This is a genomic window from Nostoc sp. UHCC 0252 (assembly GCF_034931145.1).
GTDB lineage: Bacteria > Cyanobacteriota > Cyanobacteriia > Cyanobacteriales > Nostocaceae > Nostoc.
Window position 1 is genome coordinate 1 of sequence record NZ_JAYGHE010000126.1, and the last position, 10,502, is coordinate 10,502.

The 10,502-nt window shown below is 37.8% G+C and carries 5 protein-coding genes; 3 read left to right on the forward strand and 2 right to left on the reverse strand.

The genetic code is table 11. The features are described 5' to 3' along the window. Positions 1-1,244 precede the first annotated feature (1,244 nt). The 3 genes from VB732_RS34345 (at position 1,245) to VB732_RS34355 (ending at position 5,668) form a co-directional block, all read left to right on the forward strand. Positions 1,245-2,687, forward strand: coding sequence for an NB-ARC domain-containing protein (locus VB732_RS34345; protein ID WP_185607314.1), 1,443 nt, complete (start codon positions 1,245-1,247; stop codon positions 2,685-2,687). Then, positions 2,672-4,630, forward strand: a complete 1,959-nt coding sequence (locus VB732_RS34350) for a protein kinase domain-containing protein (RefSeq protein WP_323235288.1) — start codon at positions 2,672-2,674, stop codon at positions 4,628-4,630. Before VB732_RS34345 ends, VB732_RS34350 begins: the two co-directional genes overlap by 16 nt. 159 nt (positions 4,631-4,789) lie before the next feature. Continuing rightward, entirely contained in the window at positions 4,790-5,668 is an 879-nt protein-coding gene (locus VB732_RS34355) for a tetratricopeptide repeat protein (RefSeq protein WP_185585504.1), read from the forward strand. Here the strand turns inward: VB732_RS34355 and VB732_RS34360 are convergent. Next, positions 5,629-8,133, reverse strand: a complete 2,505-nt coding sequence (locus VB732_RS34360; protein ID WP_323235289.1) for a CHAT domain-containing protein — start codon at positions 8,131-8,133, stop codon at positions 5,629-5,631. The genes VB732_RS34355 and VB732_RS34360 overlap by 40 nt on opposite strands. A gap of 12 nt (positions 8,134-8,145) precedes the next feature. After that, positions 8,146-10,401 carry a filamentous hemagglutinin N-terminal domain-containing protein gene (locus tag VB732_RS34365; protein ID WP_323235290.1) on the reverse strand — a complete coding sequence of 752 codons (2,256 nt, stop codon included), beginning with the start codon at positions 10,399-10,401 and terminating at the stop codon, positions 8,146-8,148. Positions 10,402-10,502: the final 101 nt, after the last annotated feature.

Consider the following 10,502-nt stretch of genomic DNA (forward strand, 5'->3'; position numbering starts at 1 on the left):
ACCAGCTAACAACTCATGGTATTCCGCAGCCGTGAGATTGTTTGGATATTCAGTTGTCGCTGAATTCATCGGTTCTCTCCTTGAAATCCCTTGGAAAGAACTCTTTCAAGCTGCGAAACTCTTGCTCTAGCAGTTCGCCAACCCAAAATTACTGGGTGGAGGTCGGCAGGGGAGCAGAGGAGCAGGGGAGCAGAGGAGAGGCTTATATAAGTTCTTTCCCCTCTGCCCCTCTGCCCCAGACCTCTGCTAACCTCCATGCAAAGTTGACTTGCCAGACTACTAGCCTGGATATTCCGAAAATTTCCCTTCGTCACAGCACAAAATTGCCATGCGAAAGCTGCACTCGACCCCATACGCTCTAACACTGCGCTCTTGGGGCATTCTCTATTTATCACGATATTTTCCCCTGATAACTCGGTTTACAAGTTCAGAGGGGGTTGCATCAGTTATCAGTTATCTAATCTTGGACTCTACTCCCAACTGATAACTGGTAACTGTTATTCGCGCTACTACTGCTTTTAACTACAAAATTCGGGATATTTCTTAACCAAACTTAACTTTACCTAAAATTTATGAATTTCGACAGCAAAAACATACCGCAGGGAATGGACTTTCCAGGCGGCAGACCCTATAATGGATCTGGTAGCGCGGTAAAAACTCTCGGACAATTTAGTAGTCGCACCAGTGGCCAAACTTTAGCGACAACTTCTTTTGTTCCTTCGAGATCAAACCCGCTCTAGATCAATATGAAATTTGCAATACGTAGAAAGCGCGACTCCTTAGTGGCGCTTTTTGCATTAAACAGTCGTACTGTTGTATCTTCACCTCCATGCCTCCTTTCAATTAGCTTGATTTTACAGAAGTTCTGGTCGTCTTACTCAGTCGAGGTAAGAGCTTTAATTCAAATGTATTAGCAGAAGATATTTGGTTTAGGTTAAGATACCTAGACACAAGCTTTTCAAAACAAACCCATTGAGTTAATCAGTGATCAAAAATACCCACAGGCGGTGTTCCTTGGTTGACGTTGGTCAACTTCTTTCACACTTTTATGCTCAAGCTAGACCGGATAATGTACTAGGATGCGTTAATCTCCCTATTAAGATGTAGCATTTAAATCAATATAGCCTAGAAAGGTAATTTGAGAACCTAGCTTCAGTTAATAATTGTGAACTTTGTAGACATTTTAAGTACTAAAGAGTAAAATATAACCTCATGTATACCTACTTACGTAAGGAAAAGTCGGCATGAATTCAAGCCAAGTTTTAGACGTAAAAAGAGTATTAGCAGTATTAGAAGAACAAGTGTTTCAATCTACAGGAAGGTATTTAACAGAAGTAGAAAAAGTTCTTATTAGGGGAGTTTGGGATAGTAAAGATTATAAAGAGATGGCAAGTGATTCGGGGTATAACGCATACTATTTGCAGCAGAAAGTAGCTCCACCACTATGGAGTATGCTTTCAGTAATTATTGGTGATGGAGTAAAAGTAACAAAAATATCTTTGAAATCTATTTTGCTTAAGCTAGCAAAGAGGGATTATCTGAAGGAAGAGGCATCCAGATTGGATAACGATGGTTTCGTTGGCAATATTAGAATTTATGGGGAACTGCCTAAAATCAAATCTTTTTATGGACGAAAAGATGAAATTAACTATTTTAAGAAACAAATTACTCTATTTAAAGAGCGCTGTATAGTTTTTACTGGAGTTGGAGGAATAGGAAAAACTTTATTAGCCTCTAAATTGGTTGAAGAAATAACTTTTGATTCTTTAAGCAGTATATATGAATGTATAATATGGAAAAAAGTTAATCATTCGTTGTCAATTGATGAGTTAGTCATTGACTTAAATAAAATTTTTGAAATAGACATGGAAGCAAGTGAAAACTCTTTTATAGATAGCATATCTTTACTATCAAGACAGCTTCACTTACATCGTTGTCTACTAGTAATTGATGGATTTGAAAAGCTATTGTTAGCAGATGATTTTGGAAAAAGATTACAATATGAAAAATTCCTTTTAAAACTTACAGAAGGGAAGCATGAAAGCTGTATTATTATAACAAGTCAGTTGCCTTTGAAAGAATTTGCTTCTGTGACTACAAGACTACCTATTCGCTCTTTCAAATTAGAAGGTTTAGATGTAAATGCTGGAATGCAAATATTACAAGAAAAAGGTTTAAGTGGGCAGGAATGTAAGCGATTAATTGAAAACTATTCTGGGAATCCATCAAGTTTGGAAGCGTTGGCTGACAGAATTAATCGCTTTTTTGATGGGAGTGTAAAAACATTTTTTAGATATCAAACTACTATGATTGATCCTCAGCTTGAAACAATGCTACATCAGCAATTTGGACAAGTTGGACTTTTAAATAATCTTCAAAGGCAAATAATGATTTATTTGGCAGAAGAAATGTCAGAAAACTCGACTCCCATTGAATTTTCTAAACTCATTGATAATTTAAAAGAGCGAGTAGATTTGAAGTTGTCAGTTTTTGAACTAATTACAGCAATAGAAGTTTTAGAACAACGCTCATTAATTGAAATTGCTGGTAAATCGAACAAACGAGAAGCTAGTTATAGTTTACAAGCATCTATTAAGAAGTATATTTTAGTTGATCCATTGGGATTAGTACATAAAATACCAGATACAATACAAACAAGGGAAGTTACCTTGTGGGCTACTGCATAAATCCTCTTTGCACCCAACGTCATAATCCTGATAGCGCTGAGAATTGTTTAGTATGTGGAAATCCATTGATAATAAACGGGCGTATTCGTTTGCTGCGCCCGTTGCGTTCTTTGGAGCAAAATCCATATAATTACACAGATGTCTTTGAAATTGAGGATATTGGCACAGAAGAACATCCTCAGCCTCAAATAAGAGTAATGAAAGTATTAAGATGGATTGATGATTCTAAGTTAGTTGAGCTACTTAAAAGAGAATCACTCATATTACAAATCCTAGACCATCCTGGAATTCCCAAGTCTAATAGGGAAGATTATTTCACATTTAGGCTGAATGATAATCTTCTAGAACTACATTGTCTAGTTATGCATAAGTTTGAAGGAGAGAACTTGACTCAGTGGGTACAATCTTATGGACGAATTAGCCAAGAAATGGCTTATGAATGGTTATTGCAGTTGATGGAGATTCTTGATTTAGTTCATCGGTCTGGTTTCTTCCACAGAGATATCAAACCAGAAAACATTGTTCATCAACCCGATGGGAATTTAGCACTTGTTGATTTTGGTGGAGCAAGACAGCTTAGTAGAACCTACTTTGCCAAAGTTAGTACTAGTGGAGGAACTACTACAGGATTCGGTAATGGTTACGAAATAACTGCTGTTAGGACAGCTTGTTACTCTCCTTTAGAGCAAATTCATGGACAAGCCGTACCACAGTCAGACTTTTACGCTTTAGGTAGAACTTTTGTTTACTTAGTCACAGGTATTTCTTTAATTGAAATCAAAATGGACGAGCAGACAGGAAGACTAATTTGGAGAGATAAAGCACTTCACATAGATAAATTTCTGGCTGATTTACTTGATGATATGATGGCTCCTTTTGTTGGCCAGCGCCCACAAAATACTCAAATAATAATACAGCGTTTGGAGCGCTTACCTAATCAATCAAAGCTTAATCGAGTAATTAAATCAAAGCCGTTTCAACTTAGTGTGTTTGTATTAAGTTTATTAAGTATTGTTGGTTTGATATATGCATCTTTACCTTTAGTAGCTAAATATTATTTAGATTCCGGTAAAAATGCTTATAAAGAAAATCAATTTGATCGAGCTGAGAACGATTTTCAAAAAGCAGTATATTTGAATCCTAGCTTAAAATATACAGTAGCAGATTATTTTTTAATTCAAGGTAAAGAAGCTTATAAAGAAAGTAGGATTGCCGATGCTGAAAAAGACTTTCAAAGAGCAATAAAGTATGGACATGATTTAACTAATTCAGTCTCAACTTTTTATTTTGAGAAGGGTTTACAGCATCAAAATGACCCTAAGATTGCTAGAAAAAATTACGAGCTAGCTATAAAGTACAACCCGAAGGACGATACTGCTTATAATAATTTAGCAATTGCGTGTCAGCAGTTATATGACTATAATTGTGTTAACAAAACTTACGAAATAATTTTTAAGTTAAAGCCTAACAAATGGGAATCACATTACGGATTAGGTGATTTTTATGATGGACAGGGAGAATATGATTTAGCAGAAAAGCAATATGAAATCGCTATTAGAAGTAGCGATCAAGCTATGTTTGCTGTTGCGGCTTTAGCAAGATTGAAAAATAAAAAGGGGGATTATAGAGCAGCAGCTAGTTTAGCTTTAAAAGGTTTGCAGAAAACTAACAATCGGGAATTACAAGCATCGTTGTATAAAGATTTAGGATGGGCAAGGTTAATGGAAAATAAGTTAACTGAAGCCGAAAAATATCTAGAAAAAGCGACAAAGTTAGATAGCGAAAGAACAGATGCATATTGTTTGCTATCTCAAGTAGAAGAATCATTAGGTCAATTTAATTACGCCAGAGCTTATATAGATGCTTGTATTTTGACTAAATCTAGTCTACCAGAAGTGTTTCGCTGGAGACAAGAACTGCTAGATCGCATACTTGATAAATGATAAGATGCTCAAGCCATTTATGCTTGTAAAAGAATGAAAAAGCTGATGTTTTTTGGGGGAATGTACTGTTTAACTTCTTTAATATTAATTCATCTACCATTGCTAGCAAATGTACCGCTCATAAGAGTAAGAAGAAATCAGGTTCATTGTGATCCCCAAATGGGAAGGATAATAAGTAAGGGTAACAAGCACTTGTCAGCAGGGAGCTTAATTTGTAAGGGAGATACAATAAAAGTTGTAAATGGTGATTATGTAGAATTTTTATGCTTTAGTTCTGGAAAGATTTTAAAATTATCTAGTGGAACTATTCCTCTTGATAAATGTGCAGAGCCTGACGAAGCCTTATCCACTTGCAATCCAACCAATACTAATGCGTGTCACATACGAAAAGGTGGCACAGAAGGGAGCGATGAGCCAATAATCATTTCTCCTCATAGCACATCAACATTGAATTCTCGTCCAGAAATAACTTGGACTGCTGTTAAGGGTGCTACTTCTTACAAAGTCAAAGTAAAAAGTTACGAGTTTGGGTGGGAAAAAGTTGTAAATCAAACTCGGCTTGCCTACCCAAGTGATGAAAAAGAATTTCAACCTGGGACTCCATATACAATATATGTTTTTGCTTATAAAGATGGTGAAGCTTTTAGCTATGATGAAACGTTTGTGGACGTATTATCTGTAGCTTCCCAAGAACAAATTGCACAAAATATTAAACGGATCAAAGACTTAGGGCTACCTCCAGATGAAACTATTCTTGACGTAGATGTTATTTATACGGCAGAAAATCTTTTAAATGAAACAATTGAGATGTTAAAAACGGCAACAGCAAATAATAGGCGAAATCCGACTCTGTACAGAGTACTGGGCGATCGCTATCTGAAGGCCAAGTTGCCAAAAGAGGCGAAATCAGAATATATCAAGGCATCTGAGTTAGCGAAAAGTAGCAATAATTCCAAAGAGTTCCAAAAAGCCCAAACAGGGCTAAAATTAGTGGAATTTTACAACCAGCTTCCAACCAGGAGGAACCCACCCCAATAATAAGCCTTCTTATATTTAGGATTTGACAGTAAACTTAATTGCGCCTGACGTAGTGCTTCTGCTTTTGGCAAGCCATTGTTCAAACCTTTATAAAATTCTTGCATAAGCAAAGCGGTAGAATCAGCTTCCACGCGCCACAAAGTAGCAACAGTACTACGCGCTCCTGCTTGGGCAGCCATTCCCGCAATACCCATTGCTGACTGCTTGTTGCCTTTAGCTGTTTCGCAGGCGCTGAGAACAAGTAACTCAATTGCATCTTGACTATTTTCAGTTTTACCTCTGATTAAGCTGTCAAAATCTCTAATATTAATTAGCTTGTCATAGGCAACCAGTACTGTTTTGAGTGGATCAGAACTAAATTGACCGTGGGTAGTAATATGTACAATAGGAAAATTATTTTGAGTTAGTTCTTCTTTAAACTTTTTAAGGGTAAACTTATTGTCTAACAAGGCAACTGACGATTTAGTTTGTTTTTCTACATTTTTTATTTCCTGTTTAGATGAGAGCAAATTATCCATATTTTTAGGTGCATTTGGATCTGTAGAACTGGGGCTAAGTTTTGATAGTCCAGCTATTAAAGCTATCATCTGGTTTTCATGTAAGACTCTAGGTTGTCTAATTTTAGAACCTAAAGTTTCTGCAATACTGTAACGTTCTATTAGATAATGTTTTCCATCATATAACAATGCCATTGGTATGCTTTGGAAAGATTTATCTAAAGTGAATACGAGTGTTCCTGATGTGGGTAGATATTTTTTAATTGGTGCAATTAGCTTTTCATAAATTCCTTGAGAAGAAGTAGTAATGCTACTTTCGCCAATCTCAGAAAAATTTTCATTTTGTAAAGCTGCTAAAAGATGATCTATCTGGAATGCAACTAGTTTAGAATCAATAGAATGGTGGTGAAGTGAGCCATCTGTTGACTGAGCAATTACTTCTATACTATCCCCTAAATCAATAATGTGAATTACTGTTGGGGCGCTATTGAGGTTCTGAAGCTGATTCAAAGCAACAAGGTCAAGCTTGCCACATCTGAGAAAGTTTTCTAAGCGTGCTATCTGCAACCCTTCGTTTATCTGTATTACTTTTTTTAAATCAGGATTAGGAGCGGATAGGAGTAATCGCATATAGTTGCGATATGTCGGTTCCATTTCCTCCTGAAAAGAGAACTGTAAGTCCCCATTAGTTGACAAAAGGCTATCACGAACTTGAGTCATATTTGTGATAGCCGCATTATAATTTTTAGTCGCTAACTCAGTTTGACCCTGTTTCTCGTAAATCTGCCCTAACTGCTGCTGCCATTGATAAGCGATATCCGAAGCTTGAATTGATTCAGCTAACTCTAAAGCCTTGCTAAAATATGCCTGTTTTTGTTCTGTTTGTGTTGATAATTTACCCAGAGTTCCGAAACTATAGGATAACCATCGGGTACTATTAATAGTTCGAGCCATTTGGAGAGCTAATTTGGTGTACCGAATTGCCACAGATTTTAACTGTTCATCTGGGATCTGACTCAGGTTATTAGCCAAGTTCAATCTAGCATGAATAGATGGTTCAGGTGATAACTCCAAAAAGGCAGAAGAATTTTCATCTATTTTATTTACCAATACTCGGATTTGTTGATTAACTTTCTGATGAAGGTTAGCTTGATTTGGTTGATGAATTAGCCATTTTTCAAAACTTATCAGTAAAGTCAAATGATTCAACTGAGCTTGCAGTTTAGCTGATTTCGAGATATTTGGTATGTTTTCTAGTATTTGGTAATACAAGAGTGATTTTTGCGCCTTTTGTGGAATAATATTAGCAATCTGCTCTCGAAAAAGTGGTTCCTCTATCCAAGAATATTTATCTTGCAATTGCTGATAAATTGTCTGTTCAATATTACCCAAAGATAGATAAATTCCACTAATCTTTGATGAAGATACAAGTTTTGCTAACGTTAATGTTTCTTGTAGAACTGTTTCAGATTCATTTAACTTCCCCAAAATCCGCAAGACTTCTCCTAGATTATTTAATCCAAGCAAGTTAACTGATGTTGGTTTCTGCTTACCAACTAATGTTGTCAGTTGCTCGTTTTCAGCAAGAGCGGGTTTTTGCAAAGTCGTGTCACAAAGACCTAGATTTGTATTCAACTTCAAAGCTTCTAAAAGTATATTGCAAGCTTCTTTGTGTAATCCTAATGCTTGGAAAGCAAGGTTTTGATTAATCAGGCTTTCCGTAATTCCCTCTTGATCGTTTAGTTGACGATAAATTTTCGTAGATTCCTGCCAAGTTTTTAAAGCTTCGTCCGCACGATCTAGAGCTAATTGTTCGTGACCTGAAGAAGTCAGGGATACCGCTTGATTTTTGAGAAATTCTTTTTCTTTTTTTACAGTCTGGGCAGGGGAAGATGATTGAATTAAAATTAGAGACAGCCCTAGAATGCCTGAGAAAACATATTTAAAGCAACATTGAGGTGAAATCATTTTTATATCTTTTTACCACTGAGATCCTGAAAAACAAGAACTTGCATACAGTGAAGCATTATCCCGGATTGGATTTGCTTGGTCTGTCGTCAAAACTAAATTACCTTGAGAATCCCGAATCAAAACGTTGGCTTCTATGATTTGTGTAGCTTGGTTACTTCTTAATGATTTTGGATTATGTGAATTATTAAAAGGTGGAACTGGAACAGAGTTACTTTGCTCAACATTGTTATACATCAGGTTGTTAGGCTTAGATTGGATATTGCGAGTACTACTAACTCGAAAACTATTTACTTCTGTGCCTGCTTGTGCCTGACAAACTGGGATGATTTCAGGAGTTATTGGAATTATTTCTGTTTTTAGTTGAATAGGGTAAATGTTAGTATCAGCGATGTTGTATTGAACAGTACCGTTAATTCCGTACTTGGAATTAGCTGTAATCAAGCTATCAGGGGAAAAGAAAAGTCCCTTAGCATTAATTGTGATATTCCCACCACGACCCTCAAAGGCATTTGCGGTGATGCTACTATTTTTTATTGCAACTAGGATATCTGTGTTGATAGTGATGTTGCCGCCGTCGCCATTACCCCCAGCAGTCGCAGTAATGATACTGTCACGTAATTGTAAGTAACCAGAGTGTAAGAAAATGTCGCCTCCTTGGCCTTTTGTGCCGCCCTCTGTGCCAGCTGTGATAGTACCTCTGTCTAGATTGATACTGTCTGCGTTGATTCGGAGGGTTCCTGCATTTCCTTGTCCTGGCTGAAAGTTGAGATTTTTTGGAATTTTTTCACCACCAATATTTACTCTTCCACCATCAGTGACAGTTAATCGTTCTACTTCGATTGTCAGATTTCCAGCCTTTCCAGTTCCTCCAGTTCGAGCTGATATTCTGCTAGGAGAATTACCAGTTAGTGACTTTCCGGTTACTTGCACTTCTTCGTCAGCATTTATAGATACGTTGCCTCCCGAACCCTGCCCAAATGTGCCTGATGATATCACTCCTCCAGAGCGTAGACTTAACCGCGCAGTTTCAATCTTAATGTTACCGCCAGATCCGGTAGATCCTCGTTGGGCCAAACTTGTTATGGAACTGCCTGCATTGGCTGTTAGTTTTCGCAGTACTTCTACTGAATCATGAGCTAAGATATCTATGGAACCAGCATTTCCGAAGCCATACGTACCAGCAGCGATCCCTGCTCCATCCCGGACATTTAACCGCCCAGTTTCAATATTGATGTTGCCACCAGCTCCGGTAGCTCTTGGGTAAACTAGGCTCGATATACCAGTGTTGAAAAACGAATCAACTTCTGGTAATCCCACCAGGTTCACTGAATCTGAAGCATTAATTTTCAATGTTCCCCCCGTTCCTGCTCCTAATGTGCTGGACTCAATCTGAGAACCACTGTCTAGCATTAACTTCATGGCTTGTATTTGAATATTGCCACCACCATTCCCACTGGCATCAACTGCTGCTGCTCCAGACAACTGGATCTCTCCAAAGGCTGAGATGCCTGAATATCCCAATGTCCAGCCTTTATCTGTAGGAATCAGATTGACCAAACCCGCTCCAGCCACGCTGCCTAATTCAATCTGTCCCCCTGTTGTTTTAAGGGTTCCGCGTGAGAGTAGTATATTACCACCCACCAAAGCTAAGGTTTGATTTGACTGCACGCGCAGACCAGAACTAGTATCTATGAGGTCTGAAGTTTTTCTTATACCTTGGCCGTCTCCAAAGACGCGAATATTTCCAGCATTTGTCCCAAATCCTAATCCCACAGGCACGCTCACTGTCAACAATGGTTCTGCACCACTAAGGGGTTTAGCATCGAAGGAGATGCCATCAGCAAATTTAATATTACTGGCAGTAGTGCCGACAAACGAGCCGCCAATGTTTAGTGAAGCATTCAGCCCAAAAACAATCCCATTGGGATTAATAAGAAATACGTTGGCTATGCCGTTAGCTTGAATTAAACCATCAATATTAGATACTGAGCTACCCGTCACTCTTGTCAAAATGTTTTGGATGTCTGGGGCATTTTTGAAGTAGACTGCGCTTCCTGTGGGTACAGAAAACTGTTCAAAGCTGTGGAACAAATTGCTTCCGACTTGGGTTCCTCCCGTTATTGCATTGGTATTATTGCCCTCTATTGTGACGCTGGAGTTGACTCTTAGGGTTGCATCTGGAACAATTTGTGCCGCAATTGGCTCCCAAGGCAATAGACAAAACAAAGTGCTGCCCTTAATAAGCCAGGATAAAGCTTTTGTCATAAATCATGGTAAAAGTTTCTCGGTTGGTCTCTGAATTATTTGTTTTTAGTACAGACTTGCACCCTGCACCCGAATTGATTACCAATGATATAGATTAATAA